Genomic DNA, 22,740 nt, shown 5'->3' on the forward strand with positions numbered 1-22,740 from the left:
CGGACCCGCCGGTCACGGGTCGGCATGCGTGCGCTGTCCGCGCCACCGGACCGGTCACCAGCCGACGGCGACCAGGAGCCATTGCGGATCGGCGTGGGAGACGAACGAGGACTGGCCCGCCACGTCGTCGTAGGGGAAGCCGTAGGCGAGGTGGTCGATGGCGTTGTCGTGCCAGAACTCGGCGTAGTAGTTCGCCGGTGCGGCCTGGTAGAACTGGGCCGGGTCGGACCGCTGGGTGGCCGGCAGGGTGGCGACGTGGCGGTTGAGGGCGGCACACAGGTCGGGGTTGCCCGCGAGGGAGGCGGCGCAGCCGAAGATGTCGGAGGTGGCCGCGTTCACGCCCACGGACTGGGCGTAGGCGGTGTAGTAGTTCGCGTTGGCGCCGCCCGCGCGGAAGCCGGGGTCGCTGCCGGGCGCGATGATCCGGTAGGGGGCCTGGGTCCGGGCCAGCACCTTGAACTGGTCCGGAACGGCGTCGGTGAAGCGCTGGAAGGTGGTGGCGCGGTCCTCGGCGAAGGTCTGCCGGTTCTCGCCGACCTCGACGTCGTAACCGTCCTTGGTGTGCAGGCGCATGGCGAGCTTGAGGCCGAAGGCGTCGACCCGGGTGGTGTTGCCGTTGAAGACGTCGTTGCCGACGGTGAACTCGATGAAGTCGTAGTACGGGCTGTCGGGGGAGCCGAGGTGGAAGTACATACGGCCCGCGGAGTTGGCCGGCATGTCGAGGTAGGGCTGCTCGGCGATGGAGTGGACCTGCCCGTCGAAGCTCCAGTACACCTGGCTGTCGGGGTACTTGCCGTTGGTCCGGTTGAGGATCTTCACCTCGACGGCGTTGCTCGCCGGGGGGATGCCGCTGGTACTGCCCCAGAAGTCGTCCGGCGGGGTGGCGCCGCCGGGGCCGTAGACCTGGAACTCCCACAGCGAGTAACCGTACGGGGTGCCCCGCGCGGTGCCGTAGAGGCGGACGTAGCGGCCGCTGCCGGTGAGGGCGATGTTCTGGGTTCCGCCGGTGGCGCTGGTGGCGGAGTGGACGGTGGTCCAGGTGGTGGCGTCGGTGGAGGTCTGGATCTGGAAGGCGGTGGCGTAGGCGCCCTCCCAGTCGAGGGTGACGCGGCTGAGCCGCTGGACGGACCCGAGGTCGACGCGTATCCATTGCGGATCGGAGAAGGCCGAGGACCAGCGGGTGCCCGCGTTGCCGTCGACCGCCGCGCTCGCGGGGAAGGAGGCGTTCTCGGCCGACGAGGCGGTGGCGGGCCTGCCCTGGGACAGCAACTGGTCGGCGGCACGCGCGGGCGACGGCGCCAGCACTGCGAAGCAGGCGGCGATCAGGACGACCACCAGGCCGAGAGCCGCGCGCGAGCGGGCGGCGCCGACCGGTGGTCTACGGGTGGATGCGCCGGCGGAACTCTGCATGCGGGGTCTCCTCAAGCCGGGTCGGCATGCGTGGGGGTGGAGCAACAGCGGATGCGAGAGCGCTCTCTCGGGTTGTAGTCCCACCGGTGTCCGCCGTCAACAACTGAAGCCGAAATCGATCCGGTTGGCGTCCTGTAGGCGGCACCGCCCTGATCCCGGCACGCGGCACGGCCGGCGCCTTCGGCTTCCGACCGCCCGAGTGGCCCGGAACCGGCCCGCTCCTACACCCCTTGACGCATCCGGTACGGACCTGACCGCGCCGTCACGCCGACTCGCGCACCACGAGGACGGGCTCGAAGACGACCGACGTCGCCTCGGTGCGTGCGCCGTGGATGTGCTCGTCGAGCAGGCGGGCCATCTCCGCCGCCATCTCCTCGACCGGCTGGCGGACGGTGGTCAGCCGGGGGCGGCAGGCGAGGGCGGCGCCGGAGTCGTCGAAGCCGACGACCGCGACGTCTTCGGGCACCCGGCGGCCGCGCTCGCGCAGCACCTGGCAGGCGCCCTGGGCCATGAGGTCGTTGGCCGCGAACACGCCGTCCGTGTCGGGGTGGCGGTCGAGCAGGTCCGACATGGCGGCGATGCCGCTGTCCAGGGTGAACCCGCCCTCGGCGAAAGGGACGTACGCGTGGCCGTGACGGGCGAGCGTGTCGCGGAACCCGGCCAGGCGCTCCTGGCTCGCCGGGACGTCCAAGGGGCCGCTGACCGTGGCGAGCCGGCGGCAGCCGCGGGCGAGGAGGTGCTCGGCGGCCAGGCGCGCCCCGTCCCGGTGCGCCAGGTCGACGTAGCTGAGCGGAACCGGTCGCGCGGGACGGGCGAACAGCACGGCGGGAAGCCGGGCGTCGGCGAGGAGGGCGGGCAAGGGGTCGTCGGCGTGGGTGGAGACCACGAGGGCGCCGTCGGCGCGCCCCTGCCGCAGATAGGTCAGCACCTCCTCCCGGGTCTCGGCGGACTCGGCGAACATCAGCACCGGATGCATGGAGCGGGGGCGCAGGAAGCCGACGACACCACCGACCACGCGTCCGAAGAAGGGGTCCGTGAACACCCGTGCCGCGAAGGCGTTCTGGCCGGCGTCCGAGGTGTCCCCCGCCCCGGACACCACCAGGGCGACCGTCTCGGCCCGCCGCGTCACCAGGGAACGGGCGGCCCGGTTGGGCGCGTAACCCGTCCGCTCGACGGCCCGGCGGACCACTTCCCGGATCTCCGGATCCACATTGCGGATGCCGTTGACGACCCGGGACACGGTGGCCCGGGAGACACCGGCCTCCCGGGCGACGTCCTCCAGCGTCGGGGCCCGTCTGCGCATGCAGGCACATTAACGGACCTGGCAGGGATCACGGAATAGAGCGCTCTCCGACGGCCGGCCGGCCGTCAGGAGTAGACGCCGAACTCGTACAGCGAGTAACCCCAGCCCGTCCCCCGGGCCGTACCGTCGATCCGCACGTACCGGCCGGAGCCGGTGACGTCGACATCGTCGATGCCGCCGTTCCCGTCGGAGACGGTGCGCACGGTCTGCCAGCTCCGGCCGTCGTCGGAGGTCTGGATGGCGTACGCCTTGGCGTACGAGGCCTCCCAGTACAGCTGGACGTGCCGGAACGTGGTGCGGGTGCCGAGGTCGACCTGGAGCCACTGGGGGTCGCTCCAGTCGCTGGCCCAGCGGGTGGCGGGATTGCCGTCCACCGCGTTGGCGGCGGTGCAGGGGCAGTCGCCGTAGCTCGCCTGGTAGGACGACGCCGTGGCCGGTCCGCCCAGTGCCAGGTTGGTGCCGGACGGCACGGGCGGGACCACTCTGATCGAGCGGGTCTCGACGCCGACGTTGCCCCGGCCGTCGGTCGCCTTGACGTAGATCTTCCAGGCACCCGGGCGGTCCGGTGCCGTGACCTTCAGACGTCCGCCGCCGAGGTCGGTGAAGGGCAGCGACGTCAGGTTCTTGCTCTGATCGACGTACATGCTGTTGTCGAGGACCTCGTAGGAGATCCGGTCGCCGTCGGGATCGGCGGCCTGCACCGAAAGGACGAGATCACGTCCGGCCTGCACCTTGCCCGCGTCACCCTCCACCGTCAGGCCGGAGACGACGGGCGGGGTGTTGTCGTGCGTGGTGTCGCCGCCGTAGGCCTTCTTCACGGCGTAGTACGACAGGCGCTTCTGGCCCGCGGGCAGCAGGTTGAACCAGATGCCGCCGAAGTCGTACTCGGTGCCGTAGTGGAACATCGTGGCACCGAGTGCGACGCCCTTGTGCCCGGTGACGCAGCCCCAGGCACGCGTGTAGCCGTCGGCCTTGGCCCGGTCGGAGGGTTCGAGGGGTACGCCGTTGGCGTCGTCGGGGACCTCCCACTCACCGGCCGGTCCGGTCTCGGTGACGATGTAGGGCTTGGTGTAACCCCCTCGTTCCCAGGCCGCCTTGACGTCGCAGACCGCGTTGTACGCGTTCACGGCGTACAGGTCGAGGTCCGGGGCGTTCCTCTTGTAGTACGTCCAGGCCCCGACCCAGGCGTCGGTGGAGGTGACGGGGTGGTCGGGGTCCACGGCGTGGATCTTCTTGGCGATGTCGTCGACGAGAGTGGTGTAGGCGTCACGCTGTCTCTCCAGCTCGTCGCCGCTGTAGCAGTTCTGCAGGCCGAGGACCGACTCGTTGCCGACGTCCCACATGAGCACGCCGGGGTTGTCCTTGTAGGTCTGGACCCACTGGGGGAACTCGGCCAGCACTCGGCTCTTGTAGGCGCTGTCGGTCACGTAGTTCACGCAGCCGCCGCTGCCGGGGCCGCCGCCGGGCTGCAACCAGAAACCGGCGACGACCTTGATGCCGTGGGCGGCCGCGGAGTCGAACAGCGGCTTGCTGGAGGCGTCGGTGCCCCAGGTGCGGATCGTGTTGACGCCCATGGACTGCAGGTCCGGCATGTACCTCTCGGCGTCCGCGACACCAGGGCCCCAGGTCAGGCCCTTGACCTGGTACGGCCGTCCGTCCACCGTCAGCTGCCAGGAGCCCTGGCTGCCGGTGACCTTGACGACGCTGCCGGCCGTCCGAGCCTGCGCCTGGGCGGCAGGCAGGGCCGTGAGGAGGCCGGCGGCCAGGGCGCCGGCGGCCAAGGGTGCCGCGACGCGGCGGGCGCGGGTGCGGGGTAGTGGGGTCATCGCTGCCGCTCCTCAGGGGAGTTCATAGTGCTCGTCGAGTGCGGCGCCCGCCCCCGGGTGGGTCTCGTCGTAGCCGCGCGCGTCGCACTGGAGCCCGCCGACGATGCAGTGGTCGACCAGCGCCTTGAGCGTGGGGGCGTCCCAGGCGTTGAAGAAGTCGTAGTGGAAGCTGTGGCCCGTTCCGCTGGCGAGCCGGACCTTCGACATGTCGCCGTTGACGGGGAAGGCCATCTTGAACTCGATCATCGGCAGCGCGACCGGGTGATCGGCCGGGCAGACGTTGTCGTTCGTTCCGGGCTTGACCACGGGATAGGCCATGTGGCTCTTGTGGTCGGGTGTGTCGAGGTACGTGCCGTCCCAGCAACTGGGCGCCTGGAAACGGATGTTGAGCTGGACGTCGGCGCGGTTCGGGCAGGTGGCGGGGAACTCGGTGTTGAAGTAGCTGTCGCCGCACTCCCAGCCCTCGACGAAGCCGGGGTGATGGCGGAACTCGTCGGCGCTCTGCGTAGGGCTGCCGACGACGAACCGCAGACCCTTGGGGAAGGGCCGGACGCTGGTGTAGTCGGTGACGCCGGCCTTGTAGTAGATGACCTGCGGACCGACCGGGAGGACCTGCCGGTCGCCGTTGTAGAGGGTGGGCATCCAGTAGCCGGACAGGTCACCGGGAGCCTTGCAGGTGGTACGGCCGGCCGCCAGCGAGGCCGTCGTACTGGCGGCGTCGGTCGTCGTGTTGCCCAGGAACGTGTGGTCGTGGGACGCGCCGGGCTGCTGCGGGTAGACGATGGGGTCGTCCGGGCGGGTGTGGGTGACCGAGCAGTTGGCCTGGAACTCGTGGAAGTAGCGGTGCGGCGGGTCCTGCGTGGCCGGTGTCACGCCGGTGACCGGCGGGTTCACCGGGATGTAGCCGTCGCCGTCCGGGTCCTCCGGAGAGGTGGCCACGGACGCGGCCATCGCGTGACCGGAGTGCGTGGCCGCGAACGACCGCGCCGCGGCGCTGTGCGGTGCGGGCGGGCCGGCGCTGGTGGCGACGCCACCGACACCGACCGAGGCCAGCAGGAGCGCGCCGGTGATCAGCGTGGCCGACAGGCATTTCGATCTCCGCGACATGGAGACCTCCTCCTGAACGGTGGGAGTGTGGGAGGCCGCGCCCGGGGCGGCATGGCGTCAGCTGAGCCCACGTCATGGGGCGGCTGGGCGAGGCGTGGGAGAGCGCTCTCCCGTCGAGGAGTGTTGGGGGCGCGCCGGTGAGGTGTCAAGGGATGCGGCACGGGCCGGAGCGGAAAGATTCCAACGTCCGCGGACTTGCCGGGACGTGAGACTCATAGGTTAAATCAAGATGTGAACTAAGCGTGCTGTGACGGGGACAGGAGGCTGCTCGGACGCGTGCCGGCGAAACCACGGGAATGTCCAGGCCGGGTGGTGGCGACCCAGGCGTGCGGGCTGTCGTGGGTCTCGTTCACCATGCCTCCCGGACGCCGACGGCCATGCTGTGGTGCCGGGGCGCCTCGATCTCGTCGAGCAACGCGATCGCGAAGTCCGCGTACGTCAGCCGGCCGGCCGGGTCTCCGTCCTCGGCGAGCCGGTACCGGCCGGTGGGCGTGCCGGCATGGTCGGAATCGCCCGCGGGTGCCACGTACGCCCAGTCGAGATCGCAGGTCCGCAGCAGAAAGAAGGGACGGTACTCGTTCGGGTATCCGGGCTCGTCCGTCAACGGAGCACCAGACGCGCCCGGCAGGATCGATGCGAGGCCGACCGCCACCAGACGGTGCACGCCCGCCTTCGCCAGACCGGTGGCAGGGCGCGGGACGACGCGGTGAAGAAGTCGCGCGGCGGCACTGATGGCGGTGTTGTGTCCGGCGGCCGCGTACTCGACGCTCCCCGCGCCCGTGACATCGCCCGCCACTACGCGCACATCCGTCGGATCGCCGTGGGCGGCGGGGTCGCGCACCACCGCGGTGGCCTGGTGGCCACGCCGGCGCGTCTCGGCGACAGCCTGCCGACCGGCCCGGCGGACGAACTGCTCGACGCCCGCGAGTCCTACGACCAGGGGACCCGCCTCGACCACACGGGATGACTCGGCACGTGCCGCTCCCACGTCCCCACGCGACGGCGCTCCAGCGCGTCGACGGAGCCGTTCGCAGGAGACCGACGACCGCCGAGCCCTGCCTCGCCAGGTCGTTTCCCTCAGTGGCCGGAGGCCGGAGACGGGTGGCCGGCCGCCGGACCGGCCCGCGGTGCCTGCGCGAGGCGATCCGGTCGGCCGGCCGCGGGCTAACTCGTCCAGCTGTGCGCCACGTCGACGACGACCCGGTCGTTCAGCCGGGTCACGCGGAACGGCAGTCGGGCGCGCACACCGAGACCGACCTGCGTCTGCCCCTCGAAGGTGCCGCCGAACCGGGTGTCCCGGAAGGTCCTGTACCCGCTGACGTTCACGCCGGGCAGGGCCTTGCCCACCTTCCCCGGATAGGTCGGCACGCCACGCTCCACGTCGTAGCTCCAAGCGCCGATGCGGATTTCGAGGATCGCCCCGCCGGCGACCGGTATGTACTTGCCCGAGGGGTCCGCGTAGAGCCGGTCCACGTACTGGACGTGGTAGCCGATCCGGGAGCCGCCGCCGGGCACGTCGAACACGATGCGGTCGTAGCAGTCGTGCCGTGCCGCTCTGATGTCCTCCAGGTGATCGGCTCCCGAGGTGGCGCCACCCTTGGCGCCGCTGCCCCAGCCCGTCGGGCAGACCGCCGTCGCGCGGGCTGCCTCGGCCGGGGCCGCACCGGCGGTGCTCGCCGCCGTCCCCAGCGTGGCGCCCGCGAGTGCGAGCACCGCCACTGCCGTTCTTACACGTCGCATCCTGTCCCCCTTGGTCGCGCTTGGTCGCGTACCTCTGATGCCAGGTGAGACAGCCGACCGTACCGGAAGGTTGTACGCCAGATGAGGGCAAACAGGGAATCTCGTCATCCGTGGGTTCACCTGGAAGCCACCGGTCGAGGCGCGCCAAGATCACCTGCGGCAGCGCAGCCGGCCAAGAGATGTGCATACGGTGATCAGGGCGGGGCACACGGTTCCCTGGAGTACACATCCATCGCTCCCCGACCGTGCAGCAGTCCGGCGGGGGAGTGCTCACGGCCGTCGCGGGCGCTGCGGAGCGGCCCGCCTTTCGAGAAGGTTGTCGCTGTGTTGCTGCCTGCGGAGAAGGAACTACGTGCGGTACTGGCCCGGTTCGCCGATGCCCGCTTTCGCCATGATGTGCAGCCCACCGGCCACTCCAGCCGTGAGCTGGAGGACGCCTCGTACACGCTGTGCGTCATGACCGGTACACAGTCGTTGGACCAGGCCCTCGCTGCCGCCGACGCCCTTCTGGAACGGCTGCGAGCGGATCGCACCGGGACCACGAAGGCGACGCAGACCCTGGCTGCCTGACGCCGGCCTTCGTACGGTCCGAGGTGCACGCCTTCGTGCGGTCTGAGGTTTACGCAGGCTGCGGACATAGTGGTGTCATGGCTTGGTGTCACGGCACAGGAGCCCCCGGTGGGGCGGCCGTCTCATCGACCTCGTCCCCTGGACGCCGTGCTGGTCCAGCTCATCGCGGCCACAGCGGCGTGTCATCAGGGGCGCCCCCAGTGGTGGGATCCGCGGAACATCGAGATCGTCAGGAAGCGGCTGGCCGTCGCAGCCGAAGCCGCCGGCGACACCGCGACCGTTCGCGGGAGAACCTCGATCACGGAAGTGGCGGTGAGACGCCAGGCGAGACGGTTCCACACGGCTCTGGCGGAACTGATCCGCCGCCACGACCGTGCGATCACTCAGGTGCGCAGCGCGCAGGAGTACGACGCGATCACGGCTTCGCCGCGCAGCGGTGTCCTGGCCCTCGCAACAGAGGACCTGGAGGGTCTCATGCAGCACAGTGCCGCTGAACCGCCGACGTCCCGGGCCGCCCGGTTCGTGCGCCGTACCGGCTCCAGCCTGGTCCTCGTCGCCTTCGCCGTGATCATTCCGCTGCTGCCGGGAGTGGACAGCGCGACCGGCGCAGGAGTCCGCGTGCTGCTCCTCATGACGGCCGCACTGGCCCTGACCCCGGCCGGTGGCAGTGCCTCCGGCTCCATACGATCCGCACTCGAACGATCCCTGTTCCCCAAAGCCACCCCATGACCCGATCCCTGTTCCCCAAAGCCACCCCAGACCGCGCCGGAACACCGCGCGTCGCAGTGCCGTGACCTGCTGCAAGAAGTCCTCCGGCACTCACGTCGTGCAGCGAGGGAGCCCCCCGCTGCACGAACACGATCACCGGTCGGCCCGGTGGAGGGCCGGTCAGCCCTGGGTCACCGGTGTCTGCAGTTCCGTCACCCACTCGTCGCGGTCGGCGGGGCACTCCAGGTTGATCTCGCGGGGGTAGCCGGTCGCGTGGTAGCCGTGGGCGTCGATCCAGCGGGCCAGGGTCTGGGCGGTGGGGAGCACGCTGTCCATCGAGCCGCGGTGCACGATGGTCGCCGCCTGGTCGAGGGACGGCAGGTCCAGCACCCGGACGGCGCCGTCCTGGAGCGGGGCGGAGACCTGCACGGCGGCGTGGACTGTGATCCTGCCGCCGCCCTCCGGGGCGTCCTCGTAGCAGGCGACACCGGGCCCGGCGGGGGAGATGCCGGCCGCACCCAGGCGCCGGAACAACTCGTCGTAGAGCGGCCCGATGACCGGGCCGATGTCCTCGGGCTCGAAACTGTCCGCGGTAGCGGTCAGCTCGGCCACCCGCAGGCTGGGAACGGTCTTGATGACGACGTCGTCGGCAGGCATGCGCCCCTCGCTCTCGATCGCTCGGAGCCTCGCCTCGACCCGCACCAGGCGTGCTTCTGCGGCGGCCACGGCAGTTTCCAGCTCGGCCTGCCGCAGCCGCAGCATGCCGCGCAGTTCCTCCACGCCGACCTTCTCATCCACGATGTCGCTGACCTGCTGAAGGGTGAATCCGAGGTCTTTGAGCGCGAGGATCCGGTTCAGGCGGGCGAGCTGGGCGGCGGTGTAGTGGCGGTAGCCACTGGCTGGATCGACGTGGGCCGGGCGCAGCAGGCCGGTCGCGTCGTAGTGACGCAGCATCCGGACCGAGACGCGGCCGTGCCGGGCGAAGTCTCCGATGGTGAACATGATGTCTCCGAGCAGACCGCCTGACACGGTGTGAGGGTCAAGAGGCTACCTGGTGGGCGGGGAACCCCAGAAGCGCCCGCGGGGCCGAGCACGGCTCGGCGGTGCGCGGCGTCGTGCCGCCCGCCGCCCCGCGGCCAGGGCTCCCCCCAACGCGTCCGCTGACCGTGTTCTCCCCGCTCGTGCTGTTCACGGGCGGGCGGCTGCGTAGAGGCTGTCGCGCAGCTCGGGCAGGGACTCGCGGTCCTTGCGCCACACGAGGCGCAGGGGTCGGGTCGGCACCGGCAGAGCCAGCTGGACGAGGGCGCCGGAGCGGAGACTGTCGGCGAGCACATCGCCGGACCAGGTGTCCAGCCGCATGTCATTCCTGCGGAACGCTACGGCCGCCGGCCGTCCCGCCGTAGCCTCCGAGCGCACAGCCCCTTCCCCGTCCACGCACAGACCGCAGAGGGAGGATGGCCGGATGATCAGCGGAAACACCGAGCTGACCCGAGTCGAGCAGCCGCCGGGAATCGGTTCTGTCCGGGCCGCCCCAGTGACACATGTGCGGCAGACACATGTGCGGCGGCGCTCCTCCGCACGGGCGCTGCGGAGCTGGGAGCGGCGACCGGTCGAAGCGGCCGGGATCACGGGCTTGCCCGCGCAGAGCCTCAGCCGTCTTCTAGGGTCGTCCATATGATGATCGACACTGGCGCCGTCGGCTCGCTCTTCGACTCCCTGCGGGCGGACGCCTTGACGAGCCCGGACCAGCTTCGCGAGCTCTACCCGCCGCCGAACCCGAACGCGCTCCGCAAGGAGACCGACCACCTGACGGAGGAGACCCGGGCGCTGATCGGCTGTTCCTCACTGGTGTTCATCGGCAGTGCGGACATCGAGGGCGGGGCCGACGTGACGCCGCGCGGCGGACCGGCCGGGTTCGTCTCGGTGCTGGACGAGCGGACCCTGGTGATCCCCGACGCGACCGGCAACAAGCGGCTCGACACGATGCACAACGTGCTGCAGACCGGACGCGTCGGACTGCTCTTCCTCATCCCCGGCCGCCCGACCACGCTGCGCGTCAACGGCCGCGCCTGCGTCTCGGCGCGCCCGGAACTGCTCAGCCAACTCACTCCCGTCGGCAAACCGCCGGTCACGGCGATCGTGGTGGAGGTCGAGCAGGTCTATCCGCACTGCCCGAAATCGCTGATGCGCGCCAACGCCTGGCGACCGGAGCGGTGGATGCCTGCCGACACCCAGCCGACCAGCGCCGAGGTGACGCTGGCCCAGCTGGACGTGCCGGGCCTGACCATCGACCAGATCGAGGAAGCCGAACGGGAGTCACTGCGCCTGCGTTACGAGTGAGTCCCGGTGCCGGTTGCTCGCTGCGCGGAGGGTACGGCCGGGCCCGAAGGTCGGCGCCGCGCCGTGAAAACTCCGCCGGGAACGAGGGCCGGCCCCGTGGCCGCGACGCCACCGGCGACCGCCCAGGAAGGGCCGCCGTGCCCGTCGGGCGGCCGGCGATCGTGACGTGCCTGACGTGGTCTGCCGGAGGGAGTTCTCCCCAGGCGCGGCCCGCAGGTCGGTGAGGACCACCCGGACCTCACGGCCCGGCCGGAGGGAGGCAGGCGTGCCGCTGCCGGGGAACGCGTCCCGGGGAACGCTGACGAACCGGTCGAGCTGCGCCGAGTCCTCGGCCGCGACCTTGAGCATGGCCGTCGCGACGATACGGCCGTGACTGGTCGCGGTGACCGGATAGGTGCCCGGGCGCAGACCCGAGCGGATGCGGTGCTCCGAGCCCTCCGCGTCCACCTGCACGGACCGCGTCGACCCCCTCTTCAGTGGAGCCAGGGTGATCGGCTGCTGCAGGGCCGGGGAGGTGACCTCGGCCTTGGTCGCCGACGACCAGCGCGCGCGGCGCGGCCGTGGACTACCGTGCCGGGCCGGGCCGGGAGTCGTAGAGCACGCTGTGGAAGCGGCCGGCCTCCTCCCGCCCCGACGGGTCACCGCCGAGGCCTCGTACCGCCTCGATCGCGTACCGCCGCTCCTGCTCGTCCGTGAACCGCCGCTGCGGGTAGGTCCGGGACGTGTCCACCGTGGTGCGCAGTCCGTACGCGGCCAGCCTCCGGGCTACAGGCTCGTAGGACACGGTCCGCAGGACGAACGCGCTCACCCACACGGGACCCCGGGCAGCGTCCAGCAGTGCGGTGAACGTCCGCTCGGTGATGTAGCTGCCGCCGCCCGTCAGCGTGATCAGCCCGACCTCCGGCAGGGCGGCGCGCAGCTCCGGCCCGGGCGGCACCCGTTCCAGGTCGTCGGTGAAGCCGGCGTCCAGCAGACCGGCTTCCCGGGCATAGCGCACCGCCGGCGCGGCGATGTCCAGGCCGTACACCCGCAGCGCGTCCGGCCGCCGCCGCTCGGCGTAGAACTCCCGGTCCCACGCGGCCAGCTCCTGCGTCGACATGCGGCGAGCGGTGTCGGACGTGTACCGCTCGTACAGCTCCGCGAGCGTGACGTCGTGGTTGAGCAGCGCGGCGTTGATGCCGTACGAACAGCACAGGTCCAGCACCACCAGCCCCTCGGCCCGGCCGGCACCGTACGCGGCCCGCTCCGCCGCCAGCCGCCGGAACACCGGCTGGGCGTGATGCGGGATCTCATAGTCCAATGGCGCCAGCCGCGTGAAGTAGGCCCGCGGATCCGGTTGGACGTAGATGTCGTCGAACCGGGACTTGCCACGCGCCGCACCGCCAGAGTCCAACCCGCTCACGCCGCACTCCTCCTTGCATCGCGCGCTTTGCCCCATAGTGGCCCGTTTCCCCGGCTCTACGGACCTCCGCCACGCGCGGTCACCAGGCCGCCCGGTCTCCGCCGGCCGGACTTGATCCATCGCGCCGCCGCCGGTCCCCCCTCCGCTGGTTCGGGCGCCATGCCTTATGCCGGTCGCAGGCCCTCTTCGGACGGGGTTTCCCTGGCGTCCCCTGATCACGGACGACGGCACGGCCAACGCGATTCAGTTCGCCGTCGACTACGACCCCCGACCCGCCTTCGACCCAGGCAACGCCTGGGAGGCCGTTCCCCGACTGCGGCACAGGTATTGGTGAAGGCGAGGACGAGGGCGAGGGCGAGGGCGAGGGGGAAGATGAAGGCGCAGGAAGCGGACGCACACGACGGACACGCGGATCGTTGTGGACGAGTAATCCTCGTCGGCGACGATCCGCTCGGGCCGGCCCCTGAGCCGGCCGGGCCCGCACCGCTCGATGCGGATGCGGGCCATGATCTGTTCGAACCGGGGTGCGGTCGTTGACGTCCCATCAGGCGACGCCCGCGGACGGCTTCCACGGGCCCGGTGACCACCTGACGGGAACCGACGGCCATCGCGCCCGGAGCGCCCGGAGCGCCCGTCCGCAGTGCGGCCGGAGGCGGTTCAGCAGGCGCCGAGGTCCTGCCAGACGCCCCACTCGCCGGTGGTGCCGGGCTCCTCGCCCGTCGTCCACCACTTGGCCTTCCAGGTGTGCCCCCTGTACGAGACCTGCTGGCCGCCGGTGTAGACCTTGTCCTTGGCCCAGGGGGCGGCGGTGCACTGGATGCCGGAGCCGCCGGTGACGGTCAGGGAGTAGGTGGCCGAGTGGCTGCCCGAGGTGCCCGCGCCGGTCACGGTGACGGTGTAGGTGCCGGAGGCCGCGGCCGAGGTGGTGGCCAGGGTGAGGGTGGAGGTGCCGCCCGCGGTGACGGACGTCGGGCTGAGGGAGGCGGTCACGCCCGCCGGGGCCCCGCTGACGCTGAGCTTCACGTTCTGGACATCGCCCGCGGTCACGGCCGTCTTCACGGTGGCCGTGGCGGACTGGCCGGCCGTCACGGAGCCGGAGGACGGGCTCAGCGCGACGGAGAAGTCGTTCGACGGCGTGGTGGGGCCGCCACCGGTGAACGGCGCGAAGATGTGGGTGAAGTCCCACGTGTTCTGCTGGATGCCGGAGCAGTTGTCCGCGGCGGCACCGCCCGCGCAACTGCCGTTGTCCCGCTGCAGCGCCCAGAACGACAGGGTGTTGATGCCCTTGGCGACCGCCCAGTCGTACACGGTGCGGGCGTTGGCCAGGGTGAAGGTCTCCGCCTTGCCGAAGTCGTCGACGCCCGGCATCTCCGTGACGCCGACCATGTTCCACAACTGGGCCGGGCTCTTGCTCGGGTACAGCTGCGCGAGCAGGTCGTACAGGCCCTGGGCGGCGGTCTGGGTGTCCTTCGCCATGTCGTGGGCCTGGTTGTCGTAGTAGTCGAACGTCATGAGGTTCACGACGTCGACCCGGGTGCCGTTGGCGACCGCGTTGCGCAGCAGCGCCTCGCCGGTGTCCCCGAGGCCGTGCGTGGTGGTCGGCAGGGTGTAGGAGATCTCCACCTTGCGCCCGTTGGCCGCGGCCCAGTCCTCGACGAGCTTGATGGCCTTGTTCCGGCGGTCGATGGCGGCGGTGTTGTCGAGCGAGTCGACCTCGATGTCCATGTCGAGCCGCGAGATGTCGTAGGTGGTGATGACCTTCTCGTACGCGGCGGCGATCTGCTGCACGTCGGTGCAGCTGTCGGCGATCTCGGTGCCGGTGGTGTCGGCGGTGTATCCCCCGAACGAGGGGATGACGTCGCCGCCGTTGCTCTGGATCGTCTTGATGTCGGCGCCGAAGGTCGAGGCGGCGATCGGCATGCTCGTGTCGCCGTTCCAGTACGGCGTGCAGGAGCCCTTGGAGGCGGTCTGCAGGAACGCCATCGTCAGGTGCTTGGCGCCCGACTGGGCGGACAGAGCGGCGGGGCTCTCGCCGGTCCAGGCCTCGAAGTAGGGCGCGAAGACGTGGTTCGGCAGGGGTGTCGCGGCCTGGGCGGTGCCGGTTCCCGTGAGGGCGAGGCCCGTCGCGGCCGCCAGGGTGGCGGCCGCGGTGAGGGCTGCGCGGAAGGAACGCATGAGTCTCATGTCAGTCCCGGTCTGTGGAAGGGGTGGCCGATGTCCGTGAGGGGACAGGGAGTTGCCGACTACTGGGATAGCGCCCCCCAGAAGCCGGGTCAATGGTCTGGACCAAAAAGGGACTAGACCAATTTCGACCGCTCGGCACCGCTTCCCTGTACAGGGCCCCAAGTGGCGGACTGGACCACGCTCGAACGCCCGGATGCGGGGTGTACTCGCCGCCGCGAGTGCCCTTGACCGGACCGGGCGTGAGGCTATGGTCTAGACCTAGTCGGGTCAGGACCGGACCAGTATGTGATCACCACTCCCGCAGGAAGTGAGAGGACATGAACACAAAAAGACGGGCGGCTCTCGCGATCGGTGCGCTGGTCGCCCCGGTGCTCGCCGTCAGCCTCCCGGCGAGCACGGCCAGCGCCCACGGCTGGGTGACACTGCCCACGAGCCGTCAGCAACAGTGCGCCGAGGGCGTCGTCGCCTGCGGACAGATCAAGTACGAACCGCAGAGCGTCGAGGGGCCGAAGGGACTGCAGAGCTGCAGCGGCGGACACGCGGAGTACGCCGAGCTCGATGACGACAGCAAGGGCTGGAAGGCCACCGCGGTCGGCACGACGGCGACGTTCACGTGGCACAACACCGCCCGGCACGCCACCGCGAACTGGCAGTACTTCATCAACGGCCAGAAGATCGCCGAGTTCGACGGCCACAACCAGCAGCCCGCCGCGGACATCAGCCAGCAGGTCGACTTCGGCGGCTTCACGGGCCGGCAGAAGGTGCTCGCCGTCTGGAACATCGCCGACACCGCCAATGCGTTCTACTCCTGCGTCGACGTCACCATCGGTGGCGGCAGTGGCGGGGGCGGGGGCAACGGTGGGGGCGGTGGGGACACCTGCACGGCGCCGGCCTGGGACCCCGCCCGGGTCTACAACGGCGGTGACACCGTGTCCTACGGCGGCCACAACTGGCGCGCCAAATGGTGGGTGACCGGCGACAAGCCCGGCACCACCGGTCAGTGGGGTGTCTGGGAGGACCTGGGCGCCTGCTAGGGCGGGTATCGAGTCGTGATCAATCTGACGGATTCGCTCCGCGCTATGGAGCGAATCCGGTAACGCATCTTGCATGACGCGGATGCAACTGACGGATGAGGAGTGGGAATTCATCGGGCCGTACCTGCCGATCGGGAAGTACGGCCCGTATCCCGAGCGGCTCCGGCAGCAGTTCGAGGGCGTGATCTGGCGGTTCAGGACGGGCGGACAGTGGCGGGAGATGCCGGCGGAGTTCGGCGCCTGGTCGACCGTCCACAACCGATTCCGGCAGTGGCGGGACGCCGGTGTCTTCGAGGCTCTGCTGGAGGGTCTGATCGCCGAGGCAGCGGAGCGGGGCGAGGTGGACTTGTCCCTGGTCAGTGTGGATTCCACCACGGCCCGCGCCCACCACGATGCCGCCGGGATGTACCTGGCACCTGAGGTTCTCGCCGCCCTGGAGGAGGCTGCCGCCGAGGAAGAAATGGCACGGTCAAAGGGGGCGGCCCGGAGGGACAAGACGGGCACAACGGAGACAGCGACCCCGCCTGGGAAGAGCGACGCCGTATCCGGCGCCGGTACAGAATCCGGCTGAAGGCCGCCCTGCTTGGGCGATCGCGCGGCGGGCAGACCAGCAAGGTCCACCTCGCCGCTGACCGCAAGTGCCGCCCGCTCGCGCTCATCCTGACCGCGGGACAGGCCGCCGACAGCCCGCAGTTCATCCCAGTGCTCCAGAGGGTCCGGGTCCGTGGCCCTGTCGGGCGTCCTCGCACCCGGCCGGACGCGGTCGCCGGGGACAAGGCCTACTCGTCCCGCGCCAACCGTGCCTACCTGCGCAAGCGCGAGATTAAGGCGGTGATCCCGGAGAAGAAGGACCAGGCTGCCAACCGGAAGAACAAGGGCAGTAGGGGTGGTCGGCCCGTCAGCTACGACTCCGCCCTCTATTGGGAGAGGAACACCGTGGAGCGCCTGATCAACAAGCTGAAAGCCTGGCGGGGCATTGCCACCCGCTACGACAAGACCCTCGCCAGCTACCTCGCCGGCCTGCATCTCCGCGCCTCCACGATCTGGATCACGGACCTCACGCGAGCCACCCTCTGATCACAACCAGATGCAGACCCTGACCTGCTCGGTCAGGCGGTCAGCGCCGCTAGCTCCGCGTTGGCGCGCTCGGTGACCAGGGCGAGCACGCGGCCGGCGGCGGCCAGGTCCGCGGCGGGTATTCCGCCCCAGACGCGGGCGGTGAGGGGGCCGGTGTCCGCGCCGACGGCGGCGATCAGCTCGCGCCCTGCGTCCGTGGGGCGAAGGTGCGCGCCGTCCGCGACGAGCAGCTGCTCGGCCAGCAGTTCGTCGAGGGTGGCGCGGATGTCGGCCGGATCGGCCTTGAGGGAGCCCTGGACCTGGGTGACGAGATCGTCTGGAGTCTGCGCGGTGTCGGCGGCGAGGGCGGCGCGCAGGGCGACCTGTTGCTGGAATGTGATGCCGTGCTGGGCCAGGACGTGTTCCAGGACGCCGCGGGCGGCGTAGTGGGCCAGGCCGAGGGCGCGGGCGTCGGCGACGGGTGCGGTGGTGGATGCGGTGATGGTCATGGCGTTGTCCCCTGAGTGCTCTCGTTGTTCGGTACGGGTGGAGCAAGAGGTGCGTCGAGCAGGGTCGTCAGCTCGTCGGTGAATGCGTGCGTCCGCGGGGCGTCGAAGCCCCCGAGCGGCTCCAGCAACTGCTGATGTAGTTCCTGGACCGCCGCGATGGCCTGCCGTGTGACAGCCTGGCCCTCCTCGGTGAGGGCGAGCTGCACGGCGCGCGGGTCGCGGGGGTCGCGGGTCCGCTCGATCAGGCCGGCCGACTCCAGGGCGCGCGCCAGTTTCGAGACGTACAGCGCCTCCAGGCCGGTGTGGTCGGCGAGCCGACGCTGACTGGGCCGCTCGCCGTCGCGCTGCATGCCGTGCAGCGACGCGACCAGCGAGTACTGCGCGTGCGTGAGCCCCAGCGGAGCCACCGCACGATCGACCGCGACCCGCCATTTGTTGGCGAGCCGCCATACCAGGAAGCCGGGCGTGGGGCCCGGTGAGCCCTTACTCATGCCGATAGATTACATGGCTACTATGTCCATGGCTACTATTATCTGGCGGACGTGACGGCGCACCCGACTCGGCACCGCAGCGGGCCTCGGCGGGACTCCCTGCGCCCCGTCACGTGATCAGGACCGGATACAGGCCCTAGGGCGACTGCCGTCGGCCAGGCCACATCAACCTCCCTCTGCGCTGCGGCAGTCGTCGCGACACCCTCCCCTCTCGCGGCGACTGCCGGGCGGATTCAGGTGTGCGGGCACCCGGCGGTCAACGGAGGTGATCCTTGCCGTCGTGACCGCCGGGGCCTTGCCGCAGGCGTCCTCCTGCCCGCCTGCCTGCCTGCCTGCCGTCCCGTCCGGTTTCCGGCACAGCCAGGACGCTTCGCCCCACGGCGACGCGGCCCTGACCGTATGGTGGGGCCCGGCATGTGGCGGGCCCCTACCGGGCTCGGCGCGGTTCCGCCGCTCGACGGGGACGTTTCCAGACTGGTGGCGCCGGCCTGCGACACCCGGTGGCAGGAACGCTTGCGGGGGGCGTCCGGGGCGGACCTGGAGGCGCTCACCGCAGTGTCGGCCGCGTCCAACCTGGTGCTCGGGGACGGTGGGCGCCGCGGCGATCAGGACGTGTCCGTGGCCCTGGCCGCCGACGCGTCCGCCGGTTACGCGCGTGTCCGCGACCTCGCGGAGGTGGCCGAGGGCCTCCACCACACGGATCGCCTCGCGGAGAGGGACGAACTCCTGCGCCGTGTCATCAGCTTGATCCGTACCCTGGCAGACCCCGCCGAGCGCACCGAGGGCCTGGAACGGGTGGCCCAGGTATTCGGCCGCATCGGGAAACCCGACGGAGCGGCAGAGCTGGCCCGGGAGCCCCTGGGCCGGGCAGGCACCGCCGGCAGCCCCTCCCGCCGACGCCGGGACACATCGCCGCCGCCGGTGCGCTCCTCGCGGCAGGCGATACCGACGCGGTGCTCGGGCTGGAGGACGACCTGCCGGAGGACGCGGTCGACGAGATTCTCACCGGTGTCGTGAAAAAGCTCGTGGACGCCGGTGATCCGGCCGCAGCAAAGCTGCTCACCGACAGGCGAGGGGACGAGCACGCCCTCGCCCACCTCGCGGCGGGCACCGCGGCCGCGGGAGACGTCGTCCGTGCCGCCGCGCTGCTGGAGGAGATCGGCACCCCTGTGCTGCGCGAGGCGGCCACGCCGGCCGTGGTCAGGGCGCTCTGCCGGGTGGGCGCCCGCGCGACGGCCCGCGCCCTGGCCGACGCCCTCTCCACGCCCGAGCACCGCGGCAAGGCGCTCGCGGCGAACGCCAGTCGCTCGGCCCCGGCCCGCGGGGGCGCCTCGTGCTGGTCGAGGCGCTGCGCTGGGGGCCGGCGGAGCGGATGACCGAGGAGATCGCCGACGTGGTGCCGGAGCATCTGCCCCTCCTGGCGGACCTCGCCCTGACGGAAGGCCAGCCGGGCTCTGCCCCGAAGATCACCAGCTCCGTTCCGGTCTCATCGTCGCCGCCGACGCGATGTCCGGCATCCGCCCTGCTCGCGTCCCGGCGGAGTCGTGGCCGACCGGCAACGAGCCGCGGTGACCGCGTGCCGCGTCTCCCACCGCGTACCGACGTACAACAAGGTCGTATTCTGCTGCGGTTACGGGGCGCGGTGATCAGGGGGAGACGTACGTGCAGCCATTGGAGTCCACGGATCCGGCCGTGATCGGCGGCTACCCGCTGCTGGCGCGGCTCGGTGCGGGCGGCATGGGCCAGGTCTACCTGTCGCGCACGCCGGCGGGCCGCCCCCTGGCGCTCAAGACGGTTCGCCCCGACCTCACCGCCGCCCCGGACTTCGAGACACGCTTCGCCAGGGAGATCCGCACCAGCGACCGGGTCCGCTCTCCGTGGACCGTCTCGGTGGTGGACTTCAGCCCGCCCGGACACCGCCCGCAGTGGCTGGCCACCGAGTACATCGCCGCACCCGCCCTCGCCGACTGGGTCACCGCCCACGGCCCGCTGCCGCCTGCCACCCTGCGTCTCCTGGCCGGTGAACTCGCCGCCGCACTGGCCGCCGTGCACGCCTGCGGTCTCACCCACCGGGACGTCAAACCCTCCAACGTCCTCCTCGGTCGTGGCCGGCCCATGCTCATCGACTTCGGTATCGCCCGTGCCGCCGACGACTCCCACTACACGGGCACCGGGGGCGTCATCGGCTCTCCCGGCTATCTGGCCCCCGAACAGGCCGTGCAGGGGACCGTCACCGAAGCGGGTGACGTCTTCTCCCTGGGCGCGGTCCTCGCCTTCGCCGCGACCGGCACCGGCCCGTTCCAACTACCGGGTGAGCAGCCCTCGGCGCCCTTGCTCCTCTACCGCATCGTCCACGAAGACGCCCGCCTCGACGGCGTACCGGCCGGCCTGGCACAACTCGTCGCCCGCTGCCTGGCGAAGAATCCGGACGACCGGCCACGAAGCGCAGAGCTGGCAGCATCGCTGCGGGGGGAGGGGGGCGTCGGCGATCCCCGGGCGGCGGCGTACGGACCCGGGACCACGCCAGGGGCAGGCGCCTGGGAGCGGGCCCTCCCGCCAGGACTCGCCGCCGACCTCCTGGCGCGGGAGGCGGAGGTCGCCCGCCGGTGCGCGGCGCCACCGGACCACCCGGCCTCGGCGGCCCGGACGGCGCCCGGGCCTGGCATACCGGGCGCGCCGACGACCGCTGGGGCGGTGGTCCCGCCCTCCGCCGGCCATCCGGTCCCCGACACGGCCGCGCCGTACCCCCCGTCCGCCACCGCGGGGTCGTACCCGCCCGGCCCTCCGGGCGGCCACACCGGCCCGTCCACCTCGTCGTCGTACGGCGCCCACCACCCCGTGTACCTCCGCGGGCGCCGCCGCGTCCGCCGGCTGGCCGGCGCCTGCGCCCTCACCGTGGCCGCCGTCACGACCGGCATCCTGCTGCTGCACCCGTTCGACACGACCGCCCACGGCGACGGCACCCCGTCCTCCCGGCCCCTCCCCAGCGCCTCCGCTCCTGCCCTCTCCGCCAAGTGGGCCGGCGTGTGGACCGGCACGGGCCCGGGCACCCCGCAGGCCGACGGCCAACTGCATCCGCGTACCGACTCCTTCAAGGTGACCCTCACCCTGCACACCGCCGCCGTGGGCGAACTGGCGGGCAAGCAGGTCAGCAGCATCACCGAGGTCGGCACCGGCCGGGAGGTCGGCTGCACGGAGGCCCTCACGCTGCGGGCCGTACGCGGTACGACGGCCACCTTCGAGGCGGCCACCAGTCACCCCACCGACCGCTCGGACACGTCGCTGCAGTGCGAGACCGGCCACCTCTACGTCGTCCAGCTCACCGACGCCGACACCATCACCCTCGGCGAGGAGGGCGCCCAGTCCGCGGGCGCGCCCGAGTCCGTGCACCGCAGCCGCCGCACCTCCTGAAGCACGGCGGGGTCCACGGGCCGGCGGTCGGCCGGGGGTCCGACCGGGTGCCGAGGTCGTACCCCTGCCCGTCGCCCCTCCCGAGCCGGCGCGCACACGCTGTGCCGAACTCGCCGACGCGGCAGTACCGTTCTGACACGAACGGCCTGCGGATGCGCTGTCGGGGGCCGCCCGGAGCGGGGTCCGCCATTCGTGGTGATCGTGCAGAGAAGTGCTCAACTCCCCCCTAGGCCCTGGCTTGGAGCCTCGTGCCCGGTGAGACTGGAAGTCAGCCGAGACGACCCGCCCGAGGAGAGTGCCGGTCGCCGGACCTCACTGGCCGATCATTTCCGAGGAGTCCGCATGCGTCTGCGTAAGCGCGCGACAGCCGCCGTGTTCGTGACCACCGCGGCCTTCACCGCCCTCGCTCCCCAGGCCATGGCCGCCCCCATGCCCTGGGAGACCAGCCGAACCCCCACGACCATCACCCACCACACTCCCTCCACTGCAACCAGCGGCAGCGGCACGGTCACCGTGCTGTGCGCGCCCCCCTGCTACCAGTAGGCGGTCGCCGAAGGGACCTGGAGACACCGGACCGGCACCCAAACGGCGTCCCGGCACCGCTCTGCGAACCACACACCAGGCGAAGCCATCCGACGAGCGTCAGTTCCGAGGTGGACCTGGCTGCGGTGTGGGCATCTCAGGATGCCTTCTGGGAGGCGGCTGCGTCGGGGTGCAGGTCGTCGAGGGTGAGCTGGTGCGCCGGGGGATCGGGAAGGACGACCTCGCGGGTGAGGCGGAGGTCGGGGCCGACGTGGAGCAGTTCGCCGGACTCCATCTCGCGCCAGTGCGGGTTGTCGTCCATACGCTCGCTGGCGACGACGACGGCTGGTTGCTCGGCGAGGTGCGATGAGTGGATGCGCATACGACCGTGGGAGCCGCTGTGGTCGAGATGCCGGCCGTGCTGGCCGCCCGCCTGGCGTTCGAGGACGTACAGCTCGTGGGTGTCCGGGTAGCGCAGCGCCCACAGCTCCTCGGGCGTGATGAGGATCAGGTTCATGGCGTAGACGGGCAGGTTGCCGGCGATCCACCGGCCGGCGTGCCGGATGCCCTCGGTGACGTCACCGCCGTGCCGCCGGGTCTCCCGGGTGATCAGGGCGAAGAACCGCTCGGAGTCGGTGTCGCCCTTCACGAGGGACCGGTCCTCGCCCAGGTGGTCGTCGAGCTTGTCCAGACCCTCGATCACCCCGTTGTGGGCGAAGAGACGCCCGTCCTGCTCGAAGGGATGGGTGTTGCGGACGTCCAGGCTGCCGGTGGAGGCGAAGCGCACGTGGGCGATGAAGGTGGCCGACTCGACCTCGCGGGCCTCCTCGGCGAAGGCGCGGTCGCGGTAGGCGGCGATGGGGGCCTTGTCGATGCGCGGGGCGCCTTGGGCGGTGAAGTGGCCGAGACCGGTGCCGTCGGGGTCCCGGTGGCTCTGCCGGCTGAGGCTGTCGGGGGCGTCCAGGAGCCAGAAGGTGGCGCGGGTAGGGCGCGGGGCGCTGCTGAGGCCGAAAAGACGGCACACGGCATTCCTCCAGGGGTCGGTCGGCCCTTCGTGGCTCGTGTCGGGCCGGCGGTTCGGTTCTGTCGTCAGTGGCGGACGGTGTCAGGAGTCCCACGCAAAGCCG

Annotated in this window: 20 protein-coding genes and 1 pseudogene; 8 read left to right on the forward strand and 13 right to left on the reverse strand. The window is 71.3% G+C overall.

Features of this window, described 5'->3' with window-relative positions:
• Window positions 1-54 precede the first annotated feature (54 nt).
• The 6 genes from IG05_RS0100220 to IG05_RS0100245 all read right to left on the reverse strand — a co-directional run bounded on the left by IG05_RS0100220 (window position 55) and on the right by IG05_RS0100245 (window position 7,386).
• Window positions 55-1,410 carry a beta-1,3-glucanase family protein gene (locus tag IG05_RS0100220; RefSeq protein ID WP_030338135.1) on the reverse strand — a complete coding sequence of 452 codons (1,356 nt, stop codon included), beginning with the start codon at window positions 1,408-1,410 and terminating at the stop codon, window positions 55-57.
• 262 nt (window positions 1,411-1,672) lie between these two features.
• Complete coding sequence (locus IG05_RS0100225; protein WP_030338136.1) at window positions 1,673-2,713, reverse strand: LacI family DNA-binding transcriptional regulator; 1,041 nt, start codon at window positions 2,711-2,713, stop codon at window positions 1,673-1,675.
• Window positions 2,714-2,778: 65 nt separating this feature from the next.
• Window positions 2,779-4,539, reverse strand: a complete 1,761-nt coding sequence (locus tag IG05_RS0100230; RefSeq protein ID WP_030338137.1) for a discoidin domain-containing protein — start codon at window positions 4,537-4,539, stop codon at window positions 2,779-2,781.
• A 12-nt stretch (window positions 4,540-4,551) separates the two neighbouring features.
• Window positions 4,552-5,646 carry a DUF1996 domain-containing protein gene (locus IG05_RS0100235; RefSeq protein WP_030338139.1) on the reverse strand — a complete coding sequence of 365 codons (1,095 nt, stop codon included), beginning with the start codon at window positions 5,644-5,646 and terminating at the stop codon, window positions 4,552-4,554.
• A gap of 349 nt (window positions 5,647-5,995) precedes the next feature.
• A complete protein-coding gene (locus tag IG05_RS0100240) occupies window positions 5,996-6,634 on the reverse strand; it encodes an NAD(P)-dependent oxidoreductase (protein WP_234335693.1) in 639 nt (212 codons plus the stop codon).
• Between the two features lie 176 nt (window positions 6,635-6,810).
• Window positions 6,811-7,386, reverse strand: a complete 576-nt coding sequence (locus IG05_RS0100245; RefSeq protein WP_030338143.1) for an AMIN-like domain-containing (lipo)protein — start codon at window positions 7,384-7,386, stop codon at window positions 6,811-6,813.
• A gap of 324 nt (window positions 7,387-7,710) precedes the next feature.
• On the opposite strand from IG05_RS0100245, the gene IG05_RS0100250 reads away from it, so the two are divergent.
• Both IG05_RS0100250 and IG05_RS0100255 read left to right on the forward strand, forming a co-directional pair.
• Entirely contained in the window at window positions 7,711-7,956 is a 246-nt protein-coding gene (locus IG05_RS0100250; protein WP_030338144.1) for a DUF5133 domain-containing protein, read from the forward strand.
• A gap of 312 nt (window positions 7,957-8,268) precedes the next feature.
• Window positions 8,269-8,685 carry a hypothetical protein gene (locus tag IG05_RS0100255; RefSeq protein ID WP_158838661.1) on the forward strand — a complete coding sequence of 139 codons (417 nt, stop codon included), beginning with the start codon at window positions 8,269-8,271 and terminating at the stop codon, window positions 8,683-8,685.
• Between the two features lie 159 nt (window positions 8,686-8,844).
• On the opposite strand, the gene IG05_RS0100260 is transcribed toward IG05_RS0100255, so the two are convergent.
• Window positions 8,845-9,666 (reverse strand): MerR family transcriptional regulator, encoded by an 822-nt coding sequence (locus IG05_RS0100260; protein WP_030338149.1) that lies wholly within the window; start codon window positions 9,664-9,666, stop codon window positions 8,845-8,847.
• 186 nt (window positions 9,667-9,852) lie between these two features.
• The gene (locus IG05_RS46470) at window positions 9,853-10,023 is read right to left on the reverse strand and encodes a hypothetical protein (RefSeq protein WP_234335694.1); all 171 of its coding nucleotides are present in this window, start codon (window positions 10,021-10,023) and stop codon (window positions 9,853-9,855) included.
• 315 nt (window positions 10,024-10,338) lie between these two features.
• Between IG05_RS46470 and IG05_RS0100270 the strand changes: the two genes are divergently transcribed.
• Window positions 10,339-11,004 (forward strand): MSMEG_1061 family FMN-dependent PPOX-type flavoprotein, encoded by a 666-nt coding sequence (locus tag IG05_RS0100270; RefSeq protein ID WP_030338151.1) that lies wholly within the window; start codon window positions 10,339-10,341, stop codon window positions 11,002-11,004.
• A 565-nt stretch (window positions 11,005-11,569) separates the two neighbouring features.
• Here IG05_RS0100270 and IG05_RS0100280 read toward each other — a convergent pair.
• Both IG05_RS0100280 and IG05_RS0100285 read right to left on the reverse strand, forming a co-directional pair.
• Window positions 11,570-12,406: a hypothetical protein gene (locus IG05_RS0100280; RefSeq protein WP_030338155.1), complete on the reverse strand. Its 837-nt coding sequence runs from the start codon at window positions 12,404-12,406 to the stop codon at window positions 11,570-11,572.
• A gap of 657 nt (window positions 12,407-13,063) precedes the next feature.
• A complete protein-coding gene (locus IG05_RS0100285) occupies window positions 13,064-14,590 on the reverse strand; it encodes a chitinase (RefSeq protein ID WP_030338157.1) in 1,527 nt (508 codons plus the stop codon).
• 317 nt (window positions 14,591-14,907) lie between these two features.
• Here IG05_RS0100285 and IG05_RS0100290 point away from each other — a divergent pair, with 317 nt between their 5' ends.
• Window positions 14,908-15,624 (forward strand): lytic polysaccharide monooxygenase, encoded by a 717-nt coding sequence (locus tag IG05_RS0100290; RefSeq protein ID WP_030338159.1) that lies wholly within the window; start codon window positions 14,908-14,910, stop codon window positions 15,622-15,624.
• Window positions 15,625-15,697: 73 nt separating this feature from the next.
• Window positions 15,698-16,701: pseudogene (locus IG05_RS44230) on the forward strand (IS5 family transposase).
• A gap of 32 nt (window positions 16,702-16,733) precedes the next feature.
• Here the strand turns inward: IG05_RS44230 and IG05_RS0100305 are convergent.
• Window positions 16,734-17,189, reverse strand: coding sequence for a hypothetical protein (locus tag IG05_RS0100305; protein ID WP_030338166.1), 456 nt, complete (start codon window positions 17,187-17,189; stop codon window positions 16,734-16,736).
• Entirely contained in the window at window positions 17,186-17,680 is a 495-nt protein-coding gene (locus IG05_RS0100310) for a MarR family winged helix-turn-helix transcriptional regulator (RefSeq protein WP_030338168.1), read from the reverse strand. The genes IG05_RS0100305 and IG05_RS0100310 overlap by 4 nt, the downstream gene beginning before the upstream one ends.
• Before the next feature lie 953 nt (window positions 17,681-18,633).
• On the opposite strand from IG05_RS0100310, the gene IG05_RS0100320 reads away from it, so the two are divergent.
• The 3 genes from IG05_RS0100320 (at window position 18,634) to IG05_RS0100330 (ending at window position 21,634) form a co-directional block, all read left to right on the forward strand.
• A complete protein-coding gene (locus IG05_RS0100320) occupies window positions 18,634-19,056 on the forward strand; it encodes a hypothetical protein (protein WP_030338173.1) in 423 nt (140 codons plus the stop codon).
• A gap of 286 nt (window positions 19,057-19,342) precedes the next feature.
• Complete coding sequence (locus IG05_RS0100325; RefSeq protein WP_158838665.1) at window positions 19,343-21,091, forward strand: serine/threonine-protein kinase; 1,749 nt, start codon at window positions 19,343-19,345, stop codon at window positions 21,089-21,091.
• A gap of 342 nt (window positions 21,092-21,433) precedes the next feature.
• Window positions 21,434-21,634, forward strand: coding sequence for a hypothetical protein (locus tag IG05_RS0100330; protein ID WP_030338177.1), 201 nt, complete (start codon window positions 21,434-21,436; stop codon window positions 21,632-21,634).
• A 136-nt stretch (window positions 21,635-21,770) separates the two neighbouring features.
• Here the strand turns inward: IG05_RS0100330 and IG05_RS0100335 are convergent, their stop codons facing one another.
• Window positions 21,771-22,637: a class II glutamine amidotransferase gene (locus IG05_RS0100335; protein WP_030338179.1), complete on the reverse strand. Its 867-nt coding sequence runs from the start codon at window positions 22,635-22,637 to the stop codon at window positions 21,771-21,773.
• Between the last annotated feature and the right edge of the window lie 103 nt (window positions 22,638-22,740).

Source organism: Streptomyces sp. NRRL S-1022 (assembly GCF_000720135.1).
Taxonomy (GTDB): Bacteria; Actinomycetota; Actinomycetes; order Streptomycetales; family Streptomycetaceae; genus Streptomyces.

Excerpts from the sequence above, each read along its gene's own strand:
- IG05_RS0100220 (WP_030338135.1), bottom strand. The coding sequence starts at position 1,410 with ATGCAGAGTTCCGCCGGCGCATCCACCCGTAGACCACCGGTCGGCGCC.
- IG05_RS0100225 (WP_030338136.1), bottom strand. The coding sequence starts at position 2,713 with ATGCGCAGACGGGCCCCGACGCTGGAGGACGTCGCCCGGGAGGCCGGT.
- IG05_RS0100230 (WP_030338137.1), bottom strand. The coding sequence starts at position 4,539 with ATGACCCCACTACCCCGCACCCGCGCCCGCCGCGTCGCGGCACCCTTG.
- IG05_RS0100235 (WP_030338139.1), bottom strand. The coding sequence starts at position 5,646 with ATGTCGCGGAGATCGAAATGCCTGTCGGCCACGCTGATCACCGGCGCG.
- IG05_RS0100245 (WP_030338143.1), bottom strand. The coding sequence starts at position 7,386 with ATGCGACGTGTAAGAACGGCAGTGGCGGTGCTCGCACTCGCGGGCGCC.
- IG05_RS0100260 (WP_030338149.1), bottom strand. The coding sequence starts at position 9,666 with ATGTTCACCATCGGAGACTTCGCCCGGCACGGCCGCGTCTCGGTCCGG.
- IG05_RS46470 (WP_234335694.1), bottom strand. The coding sequence starts at position 10,023 with ATGCGGCTGGACACCTGGTCCGGCGATGTGCTCGCCGACAGTCTCCGC.
- IG05_RS0100270 (WP_030338151.1), top strand. The coding sequence starts at position 10,339 with ATGATGATCGACACTGGCGCCGTCGGCTCGCTCTTCGACTCCCTGCGG.
- IG05_RS0100285 (WP_030338157.1), bottom strand. The coding sequence starts at position 14,590 with ATGAGACTCATGCGTTCCTTCCGCGCAGCCCTCACCGCGGCCGCCACC.
- IG05_RS0100290 (WP_030338159.1), top strand. The coding sequence starts at position 14,908 with ATGAACACAAAAAGACGGGCGGCTCTCGCGATCGGTGCGCTGGTCGCC.
- IG05_RS0100305 (WP_030338166.1), bottom strand. The coding sequence starts at position 17,189 with ATGACCATCACCGCATCCACCACCGCACCCGTCGCCGACGCCCGCGCC.
- IG05_RS0100310 (WP_030338168.1), bottom strand. The coding sequence starts at position 17,680 with ATGAGTAAGGGCTCACCGGGCCCCACGCCCGGCTTCCTGGTATGGCGG.
- IG05_RS0100330 (WP_030338177.1), top strand. The coding sequence starts at position 21,434 with ATGCGTCTGCGTAAGCGCGCGACAGCCGCCGTGTTCGTGACCACCGCG.